The organism is Halopelagius fulvigenes, assembly GCF_055398025.1.
Map to the genome: position 1 here is coordinate 952,730 of NZ_AP043846.1, position 14,155 is coordinate 966,884.

The 14,155-nt window shown below is 69.1% G+C and carries 14 protein-coding genes; 6 read left to right on the top strand and 8 right to left on the bottom strand.

Annotated features, from left to right (window positions below; all coding sequences use genetic code 11):
* Positions 1 to 3 precede the first annotated feature (3 nt).
* Complete coding sequence (locus ACZ522_RS09460; protein WP_379692632.1) at positions 4 to 969, bottom strand: AAA family ATPase; 966 nt, start codon at positions 967 to 969, stop codon at positions 4 to 6.
* 253 nt (positions 970 to 1,222) lie between these two features.
* On the opposite strand from ACZ522_RS09460, the gene mutS reads away from it, so the two are divergent.
* Together mutS and mutL are read left to right on the top strand one after the other, a co-directional pair.
* Positions 1,223 to 4,111, top strand: coding sequence for a DNA mismatch repair protein MutS (mutS, locus tag ACZ522_RS09465; RefSeq protein ID WP_379692631.1), 2,889 nt, complete (start codon positions 1,223 to 1,225; stop codon positions 4,109 to 4,111).
* Positions 4,104 to 5,789, top strand: coding sequence for a DNA mismatch repair endonuclease MutL (mutL, locus tag ACZ522_RS09470; RefSeq protein ID WP_379692630.1), 1,686 nt, complete (start codon positions 4,104 to 4,106; stop codon positions 5,787 to 5,789). Before mutS ends, mutL begins: the two co-directional genes overlap by 8 nt.
* A gap of 28 nt (positions 5,790 to 5,817) precedes the next feature.
* Here the strand turns inward: mutL and ACZ522_RS09475 are convergent, their stop codons facing one another.
* Entirely contained in the window at positions 5,818 to 6,024 is a 207-nt protein-coding gene (locus ACZ522_RS09475) for a hypothetical protein (protein ID WP_379692629.1), read from the bottom strand.
* A 58-nt stretch (positions 6,025 to 6,082) separates the two neighbouring features.
* Positions 6,083 to 6,370 carry a DUF7573 domain-containing protein gene (locus ACZ522_RS09480; protein ID WP_379692627.1) on the bottom strand — a complete coding sequence of 96 codons (288 nt, stop codon included), beginning with the start codon at positions 6,368 to 6,370 and terminating at the stop codon, positions 6,083 to 6,085.
* 104 nt (positions 6,371 to 6,474) lie between these two features.
* Here ACZ522_RS09480 and ACZ522_RS09485 point away from each other — a divergent pair, with 104 nt between their 5' ends.
* Positions 6,475 to 6,717 carry a hypothetical protein gene (locus tag ACZ522_RS09485; protein WP_379692626.1) on the top strand — a complete coding sequence of 81 codons (243 nt, stop codon included), beginning with the start codon at positions 6,475 to 6,477 and terminating at the stop codon, positions 6,715 to 6,717.
* On the opposite strand, the gene ACZ522_RS09490 is transcribed toward ACZ522_RS09485, so the two are convergent.
* Together ACZ522_RS09490 and ACZ522_RS09495 are read right to left on the bottom strand one after the other, a co-directional pair.
* Positions 6,680 to 7,657: a 5,10-methylenetetrahydromethanopterin reductase gene (locus tag ACZ522_RS09490; protein ID WP_379694514.1), complete on the bottom strand. Its 978-nt coding sequence runs from the start codon at positions 7,655 to 7,657 to the stop codon at positions 6,680 to 6,682. The two genes, ACZ522_RS09485 and ACZ522_RS09490, sit on opposite strands and share 38 nt — an antisense overlap.
* A 4-nt stretch (positions 7,658 to 7,661) precedes the next feature.
* Positions 7,662 to 8,417, bottom strand: coding sequence for a coenzyme F420-0:L-glutamate ligase (locus ACZ522_RS09495; protein WP_379692625.1), 756 nt, complete (start codon positions 8,415 to 8,417; stop codon positions 7,662 to 7,664).
* Positions 8,418 to 8,521: 104 nt separating this feature from the next.
* On the opposite strand from ACZ522_RS09495, the gene ACZ522_RS09500 reads away from it, so the two are divergent.
* Positions 8,522 to 9,787 carry an eIF2B alpha/beta/delta subunit family protein gene (locus ACZ522_RS09500; RefSeq protein ID WP_379692623.1) on the top strand — a complete coding sequence of 422 codons (1,266 nt, stop codon included), beginning with the start codon at positions 8,522 to 8,524 and terminating at the stop codon, positions 9,785 to 9,787.
* A gap of 42 nt (positions 9,788 to 9,829) precedes the next feature.
* On the opposite strand, the gene ACZ522_RS09505 is transcribed toward ACZ522_RS09500, so the two are convergent.
* Positions 9,830 to 10,930, bottom strand: a complete 1,101-nt coding sequence (locus ACZ522_RS09505) for a Gfo/Idh/MocA family protein (RefSeq protein ID WP_379692622.1) — start codon at positions 10,928 to 10,930, stop codon at positions 9,830 to 9,832.
* Between the two features lie 119 nt (positions 10,931 to 11,049).
* On the opposite strand from ACZ522_RS09505, the gene ACZ522_RS09510 reads away from it, so the two are divergent.
* The gene (locus tag ACZ522_RS09510) at positions 11,050 to 11,709 is read left to right on the top strand and encodes a ThuA domain-containing protein (RefSeq protein ID WP_379692620.1); all 660 of its coding nucleotides are present in this window, start codon (positions 11,050 to 11,052) and stop codon (positions 11,707 to 11,709) included.
* 44 nt (positions 11,710 to 11,753) lie between these two features.
* Here ACZ522_RS09510 and ACZ522_RS09515 read toward each other — a convergent pair whose 3' ends face one another.
* Entirely contained in the window at positions 11,754 to 12,620 is an 867-nt protein-coding gene (locus ACZ522_RS09515; protein WP_379692618.1) for a formyltransferase family protein, read from the bottom strand.
* 356 nt (positions 12,621 to 12,976) lie between these two features.
* On the bottom strand, positions 12,977 to 13,597 hold the full coding sequence (gene engB / locus ACZ522_RS09520; RefSeq protein WP_379692616.1) for a GTP-binding protein EngB: 621 nt from the start codon (positions 13,595 to 13,597) through the stop codon (positions 12,977 to 12,979).
* Between the two features lie 179 nt (positions 13,598 to 13,776).
* Between engB and ACZ522_RS09525 the strand changes: the two genes are divergently transcribed.
* Positions 13,777 to 14,121 carry a hypothetical protein gene (locus ACZ522_RS09525; protein ID WP_379692615.1) on the top strand — a complete coding sequence of 115 codons (345 nt, stop codon included), beginning with the start codon at positions 13,777 to 13,779 and terminating at the stop codon, positions 14,119 to 14,121.
* The last annotated feature ends 34 nt before the right edge of the window (positions 14,122 to 14,155 follow it).

The following is a 14,155-nucleotide window of genomic DNA, read 5'->3' on the forward strand; positions in this document are numbered from 1 at the left end:
CGCTCACTCCACCGCGACCCTATCGAGCGCCTCGTCGATGAGCGACGCGCTCCGGTCGCCGCCGGTCCGAACGCGGTGTATCCAGACGGAGCGAACCTCCGTCTGCACGTCGTCGGGGACGACGTAGTCGCGGCCGTTCAAGACTGCGCGCGCCTGCGAGGCGCGGACGAGAGCGATAGCGCCGCGGGGACTGACGCCCAGATCCGCGTTCTGTCGGGTGTATGCGGCGAGTCGGGAGACGTACGACCGAACCGGTTCGCGGACGGTCACCCGCGAGACGGTCTGTTGGGCGCGGCGGACGTCGTCCGTCGAGGCGACGGGTTCCAGCGAGTCGATGGGGTGTTCGCCCGCGATGCGTCCGAGCAGTTCCGTCTCCTCGGTTTCGGAGGGGTAGCCGAGCCGTATCTTCTTCATGAAGCGGTCTATCTCCGCCACCGGGAGTTCGTACGTCCGGCCGGGTTCGACGTCGTTCTGGGTGGCGATGACGGTGAAGGGGTTCGGCACGGCGTGCGCCTCGCCGTCCACGGTGACCTGTTGTTCCTCCATGACCTCCAGAAGCGACGACTGCGTCTTCGGCGGCGCGCGGTTTATCTCGTCGCCGAGGACGACGTTCGCAAAGACGGGGCCCGGTTGGAACTCGAACTCGTTGGTCTTCTGGTTGAACACGCTGACGCCGGTGACGTCCGAGGGGAGGAGGTCGGGCGTGAACTGGACCCGCTTGAACGACCCGTCCAGCGACGTGGCCACCGACCGGGCGAGCATCGTCTTGCCCACGCCGGGAACGTCCTCCAACAGGAGGTGCCCGCGGGCGAGGAGGGTGATCAGGATGTGCTCTATCGCGTCCGACTGGCCGACGATGACGCGTTCGACGTTCTCGGTGATTCGCGTGGCGAGGTTCGACGCATCCTCCACGTCGAGCGTCGGTTTGAGGTCTGTCTCCGGTTCGGGTACTGCATCTGCGTCGGTCATGTGTCAAAGAGGACTGCGGGCGGACCAGAGGCCGCGACGGGCGTAGCGTCTCACCGCTACGCGGGGATGGTCCGCGCGCACGTGGAACGGAGTTGCATCCGAACGAACGTAACTTTGCTGGGCGCAGGCATCCGTCCTATCCGTCCGGCGGACGCTCTCGACGCGAGGAAGCTCGGAGACGGACGCCGTGTTCGCACGCTGTCCGCGCCGCGGTTCCCGTTCGCTTTTGTCCCTTCGTCGCCCTCGGTACCACATGGACGACGCGGACGGAACCGAGACGCACGCGGACGACGGGGCGAGTTCGCCGGACGCGGGCGCGTCGGACGAGGACCTCCGACCCGAGGGACCGCCGCAAAAACTGCTTGCGAACCGCGAGGAGTTGACGCCGATGCTGTCGCAGTATCTCGACCTCTGCGAGGCGCACCCCGACGCGGTCGTTCTCTTCCAGGTGGGCGACTTCTACGAGGCGTTCTGCGAGGCGGCGGAGATGGTCGCGCGCGTCTGCGAGGTGACGCTGACGAAACGCGAGGACTCCACCGGTCGGTACCCGATGGCCGGTATCCCCATCGACAACGCGGCGTCGTACCTCGAATCGCTCCTCGATTCGGGGTATCGGGTCGCGATCGCCGACCAAGTCGAGGACGCCGAGGAGGCGTCGGGACTCGTGGACCGCGCGGTGACGAACGTCGTCACGCCCGGCACCGTCGTCGAGGACGAACTGCTCGACGCCGCGACGGCGACGTACGTCGGCGCGGTGGCGAGAGAGAGCGACGGGCGCGGCGACGACACGTACGCGTTCGCCGCCCTCGACGTCTCGACGGGCGAGTGTCAGGTGACGAGCGCCGACCGACTCCGAATCGCGGAGGAACTGGAGCGACTCGAACCCGCAGAACTACTCTTCGGCCCCGGAGTCGCCCTCGACACGGAGTCGCTGGCGTTCGAGGCGATGGTCACCGACCACGACCCAGGGGCGTTCGACGCCGAGTCGGCCGCCGAGACGCTCTCCTCGTACCTCGCGAACCCCGAGGCGGTCCTCTCGAACCCGACGGAACGCCGGGCGTGCGGCGCGCTACTGGACTACGCCGAGTACACGCAGGGCGACGACGGCGCACTCGACTACGTCTCTCGGGTTCGGCGGTACGACCCCCGCCGGACCCTGCAGTTGGACGCGACGGCCCTGCGGAGCCTCGAACTGTTCGAGTCGCGGAGTCACCGGAGCGGCGATACGCTCGCGGACGCGGTGGACGAAACGGCCTGCGCCCTCGGGCGGCGGCGACTCGTCTCGTGGCTTCGGCGACCCCTCCTCGATAGATCGGAGATAGAACGCCGCCACGACGCCGTCGCAGAGTGGGTCGAACGGCCGATGGCGCGGGAGACGGTCCGCGACTCCCTGGCCGACGTGTACGACGTGGAACGACTCATCGCGCGCGTCTCCCGCGGCCGGGCGAACGCCCGCGACCTGCGCTCTCTGAAGGCGACGCTGGACGTGGTTCCGGACCTGAAGGACGCCATGTCCGAGGTGGAGAGCGACGCCCTCGTCTCGCTTCGGGAGTCGTTGGATGAACTCGAAGACGTGCGCGCCCTTATCGGCGACGCCATCCGGCCGGACCCGCCGCAGGAGGTGACCGAGGGCGGCGTCGTCCGCGAGGGGTTCGACGACGAACTCGACGAACTGCGCGCGACGGAGAGGGAGGGCCGCGAGTGGGTGGCGAACCTCGAAGAACGCGAACGGGAGCGAACCGGCATCGACTCCTTGGACGTGGGCTACAACCAGGTCCACGGCTACTACATCGAGGTGACGAACCCGAACCTCGACAGGGTGCCGGACGACTACACGCGGCGGCAGACGCTGAAGAACTCCGAGCGGTTCTACACGCCCGAACTGAAGCGCCGCGAGGACGAGATTCTCGGCGCGGCGGAGAAAGCCGACGCCTTGGAGTACGAGGTGTTCCGCGAGGTGCGGGAGGCCGTCGCCGAGGAGGCCGACAGGGTGCAGTCGCTGGCGGATTCGCTCGCCGACTTGGACGTGCTGACATCGTTCGCCGCCGTCGCCGCCGGACACGACTACGTCCGCCCGGAGATGGGCGCGGCGGACGTGCGAATCGAGGGGGGCCGCCACCCCGTGGTCGAACGCGCCCGAGACGAGTTCGTCCCGAACGAGGCGGACTTCACCGACGGGCACGTCGCCGTCATCACCGGCCCCAACATGTCCGGGAAGTCGACGTACATGCGGCAGGTGGCTCTCATCGCCGTCCTCGCGCAGGCGGGGAGTTTCGTCCCCGCCGACGCCGCGGAACTGCCGATTCTCGACCGGGTGTTCACCCGCGTCGGCGCCTCAGACGACATCGCGGGCGGCCAATCGACGTTCATGCGCGAGATGGCCGAGTTGACCGACATCCTCCACAACGCCACGGAGGATTCGCTCGTCCTCTTAGACGAGGTTGGCCGCGGCACCTCGACGGCGGACGGCCTGGCCATCGCCCGCGCGACGACGGAGTTCGTCCACGACGAGGTGGGCGCGACGACGCTGTTTGCGACGCACTACCACGACCTGACCGCCCTCGCCGACGAGTTGCCGAACGCGTTCAACCTCCACTTCACCGTGAGCAAGCGCGGGGGCGACGGCGACGGCGGCGACTCCGGCGGCCCGGACGTGACGTTCCTCCACCGCGTCGCGGAGGGGGCCTCGTCCTCGTCGTACGGCGTCGAGGTGGCGAAGATGGCGGGCGTCCCCGACGCCGTGGTGGAACGGGCCAGAGAGTACGTCGCGGATGCCGAACGGAGCGCCGAAACCGGCGTCGGAGCGGACGCCGAACCCGAAGCGAGAACCGAGTCACGGTCGCCCGGCGAAAGCCACAACTCCGCCGAACGCCAAGAGAGAGCGACGAACGGCCGGGCCGAGAACGGCGCGTTCGGCGACGAACCGTCCGCGGACGGCGACCCCTCGACGGACGACGAACGACCGACGGACGGAACGCTCGCCGCCTACGTGGACGGGTTAGAACCCGGAGGCGACCAGTCCGAGGCGACGCCCGCGGAACGCGACGTGGCCGAGGAGATACGCGAACTCGACATCGCCGGAACGACGCCGTTGGAGGCCCTGAACACCCTGAACGAACTCAAACGGAAACTGGATGACTGACGCAGACCCGAGCGAACGCTCGGTCAGACGACTGGACGACGAGACGGTGGCGCACATCGCCGCCGGGGAAGTCGTCACCCGCCCCGAGGACGTGGTCGTCGAACTCGTCGAGAACGCCGTCGACGCGGGCGCGTCCCGCGTGACGGTGACCGTCGAGGGCGACGGTACCGACCTGCTCCGCGTCCGCGACGACGGCCGCGGCATGAGCGAAGCGGACGCCGCCCTCGCCGTCGAACGCCACACGACGAGTAAACTGTCGGACGCCGACGAACTCGAGGCGGTGCGGACGCTCGGCTTCCGGGGCGAAGCGTTGCCGAGCATCGCCTCGGCCGCCGGAACGCTCAAACTCGTGACGAACGACGGCGGGCCGCGGGGGACGCGCGTCCGCGTCGAAGACGGAAACAAGGAGGTCACCACCGCGGGGCGGGCGCGAGGGACCACCGTCGAAGTCCGCGATCTGTTCGCGGAGATGCCCGCGCGGCGGCGTTCGCTCGCGTCCTCCCGCGCGGAGTTCGCCCGCGTCTCCGACGCCGTCTCCCGGTACGCCCTCGCCCGCCCGGACGTTGCCTTCTCCGTGGTCCACGGCGGGAGCGAGGTGTTCTCCACCGCCGGGTCGGGGTCGTACGCCGACGCCGTCCTCGGCGTCTACGACCGCGACGTGGCGAGTCGGAGCACGGCGTTCGAGGCGGAGCGAACCGTCGCGGACGGCGGCGAGGAAGCCGCCGTGCGCGTCGAGGGACTGCTGGCGCACCCCTCCGTGACGCGTTCGCGGCGCGACCACGTGTACACGGCGGTGAACGGGCGGGCGTTCCCCTCGAACGCGCTTCGCCGCGCCGTCGTCGAGGGGTACGGCGACCTGTTGCCGGACGGCCGCGCTCCCGTCGCCGTCGTCAGCGTCTCGCTTCCGCCGTCGTGGGCGGACCACAACGTCCACCCGGCGAAGCGCGAGGTCAGACTGCGGGCGCAGGAGGACGTGACGGAGGCGGTGCGCGACGCCGTCGCCGAGGCGCTTACGACCGCGGACCTCCGGCGGAGCGGGGAACTCGCCATGGACCTCGAAACCTCGCTGGAACCGCTCTCGGAGGCCGACTCGGAGTTCGATGACGCGACCGTCATCGGGCGGTACCGCGGCCTCTACCTCCTCTGTGAGTCCGACGGCGAACTGCTCGTCGTCGACCAACACGCCGCCCACGAGCGAATCAACTACGAGCGACTGCGCGCCGCGGCGGACGGCGCGCCCGAGTCGGCGGCGGTGGACCCCCCGGCGACCGTCTCGCTGTCGCCCGCACTCGCCGCGACGGCGAGAGAGAGGCGGGCGGAACTGGAGCGGCTCGGGTACGACGTCGAACCGTTCGGCGGCGGGACGGTACGCGTCGCCGCCGTCCCCGCGCCGATGGGACGCGCCGCCTCGCCGGAGAGCGTCCGCGACGCCTTGGACGCCCTCTCGAACGGGGAGACGCCCGACGAGGGGCGAGACGCGATGCTGAAGGACCTCGCCTGTCACCCGTCGCTGAAGGCGGGCAACGAACTCGGCGAGGAGGACGCGGCGGCGTTGGTCGAACGACTCGGCGCGTGCGAACGCCCGTACGCCTGCCCGCACGGCCGTCCGACCGTCCTCGCCATCGACGAGGAGACGTTCGTCCGCGGGTTCGGGCGGCGCGCGACGCGGATGGGGTGACCGGGGAGGGCGGGCGCGACGCGGGGACTCAGCGGTAGCCGCTCGCGACGAGGAGGATACCGAAGAGGAGGCCGACCGCGACGAGTGCCCCGCCGCCGATGGCGTAGAGCTCCGCGGCGGTGTACCGGAACTGTTCGCCGTACCGCATGATTCCCGCCGACACCAAGAGCGTGAGTCCCGACCCGGTCAGAACCGTCGCGACGTCGAATCCAGCGGGGTTACCGATATCCGGCATACGGACGAAGTGTGATCGGCGTAACGTGATAGAGGTGGTGATCGGAGCGCGGGACCGACTACCACTCCTTGCAGGACTCGCAGACGAACGTCTCGCTCCCGTCGGCGTCCGCCGTCCAGACTCGTTCGACGGACTCCCCGCAGGCGGCGCACTCGACGCCATCTGGGTCCCACCGGTACGTCGCGACGGCCGGGCCCGGCGCGTCGCCGGCGTCGTCCTCGTCGTCGGGAGCGTCGGCGGGTTCGGACTCGTCGACAGATTCGGACGCGTCGGCGGATTCCGCGGCGTCGTCGCCCTCGTCGTCGCTTCCTCCGACGAAGTCCTCCAGCGAACGGTCCTCGGTCATGGTCGGACGAAATCCGCCTCGCACCTTAGCGGTGGCGACATCCCGGGCGGGGCGCGGCGTGCCGTCCATCAACACACAAATACCGGGAACCCGAACGGTCGCGCATGGTCACGGTACTCGATTTCGTCGTGATGTTGCTCGAGAGCGCCGTCGAACTGTTAGTCACCGGCGGACTGCGTATCGTCGGCACCGGCGACCCGCTAACCATCGTCTCGTTCCTCGTCGGCGGGGTGCTGATAGCGTTCTCCGTCGCCGCCTTCGGCTACCTCGCCCTCGGCGGACTGGTGAACTGGGCGACCGGTCTCGGCGCTAGCGCGCCGAGTCGTAGGCCTCGGCCGCGAGAGTAATCGCCTCGTCGGGGTCGGGCCCCAACGGCGACCCGACGACGATACCGTCGGCGTGGTTCAGGACGGCCGCCATGCGGTCGGCCACCTCTTCTCCCGTCCCGGCCATCGCGAAGGCGTCCACCATCGCGGGCGTCACGAGGCCGAACGCCTCCGAGAACGCGCCCGCGCTTATCTTCTCGCCGATTTCCTCCGCCCGAGAGCGGTCGATGCCGTGCCTGTCGAGGACCGGCGGGGCCGCGCCCGCCGCGATGAACGCCACGGGCGGGCGGGCGGCCTCTCGCGCGGCCTCTCTGTCCTCGGCGACGCTGACGCTGGCGTACGCGAGGAGTTCGAAGTCTCCCCCGTCCGCGGGGCGGTCGGAGACGCCCTCCGCGACGCGTTCGCCTGCCCACGCCAAGTCGTCGGGGTGCGACCCGTTGAACAGCAAGCCGTCGGCGTGCTTGCCGGCCATCCGGCACATCTGCGGCCCCTCGCCGCCGACGTACACCGGAATCTCGCCCGGCACCTCGAAGTTGAGTCCGGCGTCCGTCGCCTCGAACGTCCCCTCGTGGGAGACGCGTTCGCCCGCCCAGATCCTCCGTGCGACCTTGAACGACTCCAAGACCGACCGCAGGCCGCGTTCGTCTTCGAGGCCGAGGTTTCGGAGCGTCGAGGGGTCGCCCGGGCCGATGCCGAAGACGGCGCGGCCCTCCGACAGTTCCGCGACGGTGGCCGTCTTCGCCGCCAGCGTCACCGGGTGGAGTTCGTAGGGGTTGGCGACGCCCGGGCCGAGTCGGATGCCGTCCGTCTCGGCCGCGAGGTGCGAGAGGACGGCGAACGGGTCGCGGTTGTTGTAGTGACAGGAGACGAACGCCGCATCGTAGCCCGCTTCCTCCGCGAGGACGCCGCGTTCGACGACTTCGGGGACGGGGTGTTCGGGCGTCAGTTCGACGCCGAACAGTCCCTCACCCGTCATACTCCCACCCCCGGAGGGCCTGCCGGACGAAGTCCGTCCCCGCGTCGCGGAAGTGTTCGTCGCTGCCGCCGTGGTCGCCCCACTCGAAGTCGCGGACGACGACGACGGGCGTGCCGCCCGCCCCCTCGCCGGCCAGCAGGTTCGCCGCCGCCGCGAGTTCGTCCACGACGTTCTCGACGGTCACGCCGAGTTCGCGCCCCTCGCGGTCGGTCTCGCCGCGCCAGTCTCTGGACGCGCGCGTGCCGGCCCACCCGATGGCGACGCCGCGTTGCCCGTGGCGGAACGGCCGCCCGCAGGTGTCGGTGACGACGACGCGGTCGGCGGGTAACCCCGCGCGGATTCGCTCGGCGCTCTCGGAGGGGCGTTTCGGAAGCAGGAGTAGGTCGTGGTCGGGGACGTTCGAGCGGTCGATGCCGGCGTTGACGCCGACGTGGCCGAACCGCGTCTCCGTCAGCAGGAACGGCGACTCCGTCAGCAGTTCGACGCTCTCTTCGAGGACCGCTTGGGCGAATCGGGGGTCCTTCTCCTCTCCCGTCGCCGCTTCGAGGTTCGCGGCGATCTCCCTCGCCCGCGGCCCCGCCGGAAACTCCGAGAGGTCGGCCTGCCGGCCTTCGGCCTTCGAGATGACGGTGGAGGCGACGCAGACGACGTCGTCCTCGCGGAGGTCGACCCGTTCTCGGACGACGGCCGCTAAGTCGTCCCCCGGACCGACCTCCGGCACGTCGGGGACGGCGAATAGTTCCATACCCGAGGTGGGGGACGCGCCGGTAAAAAGCGGGGAGATGTTGGAGAATGCGGCCGGTTTTCGGAGGCGCAAGACCCGTCACCCCGGAGGCCGAACTCGTGGGTATGGCCCACGTCGTGACCTGCTTCGTTCGGTATCGCGGGCGGGTGCTCCTCGTCCGCCGAAGCGACAGCGTCGGAACGTTCCCCGGTCGGTGGGACGGCGTCTCGGGGTACGTCGAGGGCGACCCGGCCGCCGCCGAGGACGACGCGCGGCGCGAACTCCGCGAGGAGGTCGGACTCGGCGACGGGGAGGTCGAACTCGTCCGCGTCGGCGCGCCCCTCGACGCCTCCACCGCGGAGGGCGAGTTCACCGTCCACCCGTTCCTGTTCGAGGCGGAGACGGCCGAGACCACGACGAACGAGGAAGTCGCCGAGGCGGAGTGGACCGACCCGACGACAGTTCTCGAACGGGAGGCGGTACCCCAGTTGTGGGAGGCGTGGCGGCGCGTCGCGCCCACGCTCCCGACCGTCCGCGAGGACCGAACCCACGGGTCGGCGTGGATAGCCGCGCGCGCGCTCGAAACGCTGCGGGACGCCGCCGCGGACGACGACGCCGACGACTGGGAGTCCGCCGCTCGGACGGCGCGGAAACTCCGCGACGCCCGGCCGAACATGGCCGCCGTCTCGAACCGGGTGAACCGGGCGATAGCGACGGCCGAGCGAACGCCCGAGTCGGTCCGAGAGCGGTGCGTCACCCTCCTCCGAGAGTCCATCGACGCGACCGACGCCGCCGCCGCGAACGCCGCCGAACGACTCGCGGACTCGGAGGCGACGACGCTGGCGACGCTCTCGCGGTCCGGTACCGTCCGGGCGACCGTCGCCGAGTCCGACCCCGAGGCCGTCGTCGTCGCGGAGTCGCGCCCGGAACGCGAGGGCGTCGGCGTCGCGGAGTGGGTCGCTTCGGAGACGGACGCGAGAGCCACGCTGACGACCGAGGCCGCGCTTCCGACGGCGCTCTCGGAACTCGACGTCGACGCCGCCGTCGTCGGCGCTGACGCCGTCCTCCCCGACGGCCGCGTCGTCAACAAGACCGGAACGACGGCGCTGGCACTCGCCGCGCGCGAGGCGGGCGTCCCCCTCTACGCCGTCGCCGCCCGCGACAAGGTGCGCCCGGCGGGCGACGACTGGACGGCCGACGAGGGCGAGGCGTCCGACGCCGTCTACGACGGGACGGAGTCGGTGTCGGTGTTCGCGCCGACGTTCGAGGCGACGCCCGCAGACCTCGTGGACGCCGTCGTGACCGAGACGGGACTCGAGGACGCCGACGACGTGCGCCGCATCGCCGAGGAGCACGCCGAGAACGCCGCGTGGGACGAGTCGGGACCGTAGCGGCCGCGTCGCGGAGTCGGAGCCGAACGCGTCTCTCCGCGGTCAGTCCGCGAGCGTGTCCGGGAAGGTCGGCGGCAGCGGTTCGGGACGCTCGACGCTCGTCTCGATCGAGACGTGGGTCCCCTCCGCCGACGCGTCGCGTATCCCGTCGAGGATTTCGAGCACGTGATTGGCGAGGGCCCCGTTCGTCCGGTGACGCCAGTCGCCGCGAATCGCGGCCGCCAGGTCCGCGACGCCGGCCCCCCGTCCCGCGGTGTACTCGTGGGTCAACTCGACTTCCTCCGTCGTGCCGTCCGCCGAACGGACGTGAACGGGGCCCTCGAAGTGGTTGGGATCCGGGAGTCGGAGCGTCCCCTCCGTGCCGTAAATCTCGAACGCGGGGGACCCGAACGTCGAGCGACCGGGCGCGTCGAAACTCGTCAGGACGCTCGCAGTCGCTCCGTCGGCGAAGTCGATGATTCCCGATTCGTGAGTAGGGACCTCGACGTCGATGGTCTCCCCGCAACGGGGGTCGCTCGTGATGGTGCGCCGGTCGGAGGTGCGGGTGGTCGAACCGGTGACCCGCTTTGCGGGGCCGAGCACGGAGACGAGCGCGGTCACGTAGTACGGCCCCATGTCGAAGAGGGGACCGCCGCCGCGCCGGTAGTAGAGGTCGGGCGACGGGTGCCAACTCTCGTGTCCGCCCGACGCCCAGACGGCCGTCGCCCCCACCGGGTCGCCGATTCGCCCGCCGTCGACGACCGACCGAGCGGTCTGCAGGCCCGCGCCCAAGACGGTGTCGGGGGCCGACCCGACCAGCAACCCCTCGGCCTCCGCGGTGTCGAGAATCGCGTTCGCGTCCTCGAAGTCGGCGGCGAGGGGTTTCTCGACGTAGACGTGCTTGCCGGCCGTCAGGATGTCGTGGCACGTCTCGAAGTGGACCGACGGCGGCGTCAGATTGACCACCAACTCGATGTCGTCGTCAGCGAGCATCTCGTCCGGGGCGTACGCCCGCAGGCCGTACTTCTCGGCGGTCTCCCGCGCACGCTCGGCGTCGATGTCGGCGCAGGCGACGATATCGTACACGTCGAAGCGGTCGTCCGCGCCGAGGTACGCCTCGCTGATCGTTCCGCAACCGAGAATACCCGTCTGAACTGGACCCATACGTCCCTCCCGACCAACAGGGGGAAAAAGGCATAGGTCGACGGAGGGTGACCGGTGTTCGACCAGCGGACGGGCGGCGAATAGCGTAGAAAAAAGTACTCTCGGTCGGTGTCTCGAACATGGCAACCGAGACACAGGCCCTGCTCCTCGGCGGTAACAGGTTCCCGTTCCACCGGTTCGAGCGGATGGGACCGGTACTCGAAGAGACGCTCGCGCCGGTCGGCGTCGAGGCCGACCTGACGACCGACCGGGAGTCGGTGACCGACCTCGACGGCTACGACGTGCTCGTCGATTACACGACCGACAGCACGTTCACCGACGAACAACTCGACTGCATCCTCTCGTTCGTGGAGTCGGGGAACGGCTACGCGGGCGTCCACTGCGCGTCGGACCTGACGACCGTCGACGGGGAGAACCGGGACGACCCCGTGCCCGAACTCCGAGAACTGCTCGGCGGACATTTCGTCACCCACCCGTCGCAGGGGGCGTTCGACGTGAACGTCGTCTACAGCCACCACCCCGTCTCGGCCGACCTCGACGACTTCCGGGTGTGGGACGAACCGTACGTCGTCGAGTACGACGACGACGTGACGGTGCTCGCCCGGATGGACCACCCCGAGAACGGGGACACGCCGGTCTCGTGGGTGAAGGGGTACGGCGACGGGCGGGTGTTTTACTGCTCGCTCGGGCACGATTACCCGGCCATCGTTACCGACGGGACGCAGGCGCTCCTTCGCAACGGCGTGCGGTGGGCGGCGGACACTCCCACGTTCGGGTAGACGGACGCGGAACTCGTCGACGCCGACGCGTGAGTCCGTCGCGGCTAGTCGCGTACCGGGTGGTCGCTTTCGACCGCCCGCGACGGAACCACCCTCCGAAGTCGCCCGGCGGTGTTCTTCCGGAGGTAGTCGAGGACGTCCGTCCCCGTCGGCGGGTAGCGAACCTCTCCGAGTCGGTCCGGTTCCGCGGGCGTGAACGCCGGGTCGGCGACGTTCTCGACGGCCGCCGAGAGCGTCCCCTCCGCGACGCGGAACGCGCGGGCTTTCACCTCCTGCCACGTGTGCAACTCCGAGATGTCGAAGCGTTCGAGGGCGACGATTCGGCCGCCGTCGATCGTCTCGGTGAGGCGTTGCACCGTGACGCCCATTTCGTCGCGGCCCTCCAAGAACTCCCAGAAACCCGCGCCCATCACGCCTCGGTACTCCCGGATGTCGCCGACGTGGTAACTCAACACGCCGTGGGTCGGCGCGCGCAGGACGTCGCCCATCAGGATGCCGAACCCCGTCAGTCGGACGGCGACGTCCGCGTCGGAGACGGCGCTTTCGACGACGGAGTCGGGGAGAACCTCCCCCAGTCCGTCCGCGGGTTTCGGCGCGCAGTACGTCCACTCCGCCTCGGGCACGCCATCGACGTCTTTGATCGGCGCGAGTCGTTCGTACTTGGGCGTTTCGGTCGCCATCCGAACCGCGCCGACCATCGACCAGAGGGGGTACTCGCGCACCTGACGCGCCGCGGCCCAGAGGAACGCGCCGACGCCGTCCGGTCGGGCCTCCGAGTCCCGAAACACGACGTGAGAGATTTCGGCGTCCGTCCGCGAGACTGTACGTTCGAGGGCTCGTTTCTCCCACCGGGGGACGCACTCGTCGCAGAGAACGACCACCCGGAGGGGCCTCTCGGAGTTCGCAGTCATAGTCGAGAACTACGCGGAAGAGGAAACCAGGCGTAGGTAGTTACAGTTGATCTACGCAGTGAATTGCGAGTCATAATTGAAGAAATACGAAGAATCAGATACAGAGCCCTCAGAGGCATCAAATGGGATAAAACAGCCGGGCAGTAAATGACAGATTACAGAGGAAAATTCGCGTCGAGCGGAGAAAGGTGGATTCTTGACGTTCCGGCCGAAAGGGACGGACGGTGGCAGTGAAGACAGTTACCCCCTCCGAGCCCCTTGTGACGAGGACTTCTCCCGAGCCACCGTCTACCGACGCAGCGTGAGTTCCGCCGCGTCCGTCTCTTCGCCTCGGAGCGGAACGCTCGGCGTCTGATTCAACTGACGAACTTCAGCAGGTCGTCGCGCTTCTGTTCGTGGAAGTGATTCTGGAGAGCCGACAGTAATGGGTCGATGTTCCCGCGTTTGGCGGTTATCGGCGCGATGGTGTCCCGCCACTGTTTCCACGGCGGCATCAGGCCGAGTCGGTCGCAGAGTTCGTCGAGGCGTTCGTCCTCGTCGTCCACCTTGTCCATCTTGTTGACGGCGACGACGACGGGGATTTCGAGTTCGCGCAGGAAGTGGAACATCTCCACGTCGTGCGGTATCTCGTCCGGGCCGGAGTGGCGGTCGATGATGTCCACGACGCTCTTTCCGTCCACGACGAGGACGCCCGCCAGAATGTCGTCCGCGTTGGCCTCGACGTACCGCACGATGTCGGTCGTGATCTGCTCGCGGCGGTCCGCCTCGACGCCGGACATGAACCCGAAGCCGGGGAGGTCGGTGAACATGAAACTCTCCGGGGCCCAGTCGAAGTGGTTGGGCTTCCGCGTCACGCCGGGTTTCTTCCCCGTCGTGAACTTCGAGTGCCCCGTCAACTCGCGCATCAGCGTCGATTTCCCGACGTTTGAACGCCCGACGAGGACGACCTCCTGTCGGTCCGGGCGGTCTTCGAACATGTGTGGACGGACGCCGCCGCGGCGGTTAATGCTGACGTTGACGACTTCGTCGAGTGCTCTCTTCGACCCGTGCCCGGAAACTGCCGACCGAGCGTCTCCCGAGAATAGCTCTATCTTCGAACAATCTCTTCTAAGCAACAATCTTATTACGGTGGCTGTGGAGGCTGAGACGGATTCACATGCAGCGGACTTCCGACCAGCCCTCGAACGGACCCCAGCCGGGTGACTCTCCGGAGGAGCTCCGGCAGGCACTTCGTGACGCGACCGCCCTCCTGAACGACGACGTCGAACGGCCGCAGTCGTTCTTCGTGGCGATGCAGTACGGCAACGGGACGGACTACATCCACGCCCACGCCGACAGCAACGACGACCAACTCGACCGGAAGGTGTACGACCTCTTCTCGCCGCTGGCGGTCCATGTCCAGCAGGTCGCCGAGGCGGCCAACGCCGACCCGGAGAGCGTGCTCGAGTGCACCGCCAAGATGCTCGACAGTATCGATGAACCCGAGCGTCTCGGTGAGTAGTCGGAGCGACGCGAGTCCTCACCGCGGCGGGTCC

What these genes read in the sequence shown, in the direction of transcription:
- ACZ522_RS09480 (WP_379692627.1), bottom strand. Translation starts at nt 6,370, where the DNA reads ATGACCGAGGACCGTTCGCTGGAGGACTTCGTCGGAGGAAGCGACGAC.
- ACZ522_RS09475 (WP_379692629.1), bottom strand. Translation starts at nt 6,024, where the DNA reads ATGCCGGATATCGGTAACCCCGCTGGATTCGACGTCGCGACGGTTCTG.
- ACZ522_RS09495 (WP_379692625.1), bottom strand. Translation starts at nt 8,417, where the DNA reads ATGGAACTATTCGCCGTCCCCGACGTGCCGGAGGTCGGTCCGGGGGAC.
- ACZ522_RS09500 (WP_379692623.1), top strand. Translation starts at nt 8,522, where the DNA reads ATGGCCCACGTCGTGACCTGCTTCGTTCGGTATCGCGGGCGGGTGCTC.
- ACZ522_RS09505 (WP_379692622.1), bottom strand. Translation starts at nt 10,930, where the DNA reads ATGGGTCCAGTTCAGACGGGTATTCTCGGTTGCGGAACGATCAGCGAG.
- engB (WP_379692616.1), bottom strand. Translation starts at nt 13,597, where the DNA reads ATGTTCGAAGACCGCCCGGACCGACAGGAGGTCGTCCTCGTCGGGCGT.
- mutL (WP_379692630.1), top strand. Translation starts at nt 4,104, where the DNA reads ATGACTGACGCAGACCCGAGCGAACGCTCGGTCAGACGACTGGACGAC.
- ACZ522_RS09485 (WP_379692626.1), top strand. Translation starts at nt 6,475, where the DNA reads ATGGTCACGGTACTCGATTTCGTCGTGATGTTGCTCGAGAGCGCCGTC.
- mutS (WP_379692631.1), top strand. Translation starts at nt 1,223, where the DNA reads ATGGACGACGCGGACGGAACCGAGACGCACGCGGACGACGGGGCGAGT.
- ACZ522_RS09510 (WP_379692620.1), top strand. Translation starts at nt 11,050, where the DNA reads ATGGCAACCGAGACACAGGCCCTGCTCCTCGGCGGTAACAGGTTCCCG.
- ACZ522_RS09525 (WP_379692615.1), top strand. Translation starts at nt 13,777, where the DNA reads ATGCAGCGGACTTCCGACCAGCCCTCGAACGGACCCCAGCCGGGTGAC.
- ACZ522_RS09515 (WP_379692618.1), bottom strand. Translation starts at nt 12,620, where the DNA reads ATGACTGCGAACTCCGAGAGGCCCCTCCGGGTGGTCGTTCTCTGCGAC.
- ACZ522_RS09460 (WP_379692632.1), bottom strand. Translation starts at nt 969, where the DNA reads ATGACCGACGCAGATGCAGTACCCGAACCGGAGACAGACCTCAAACCG.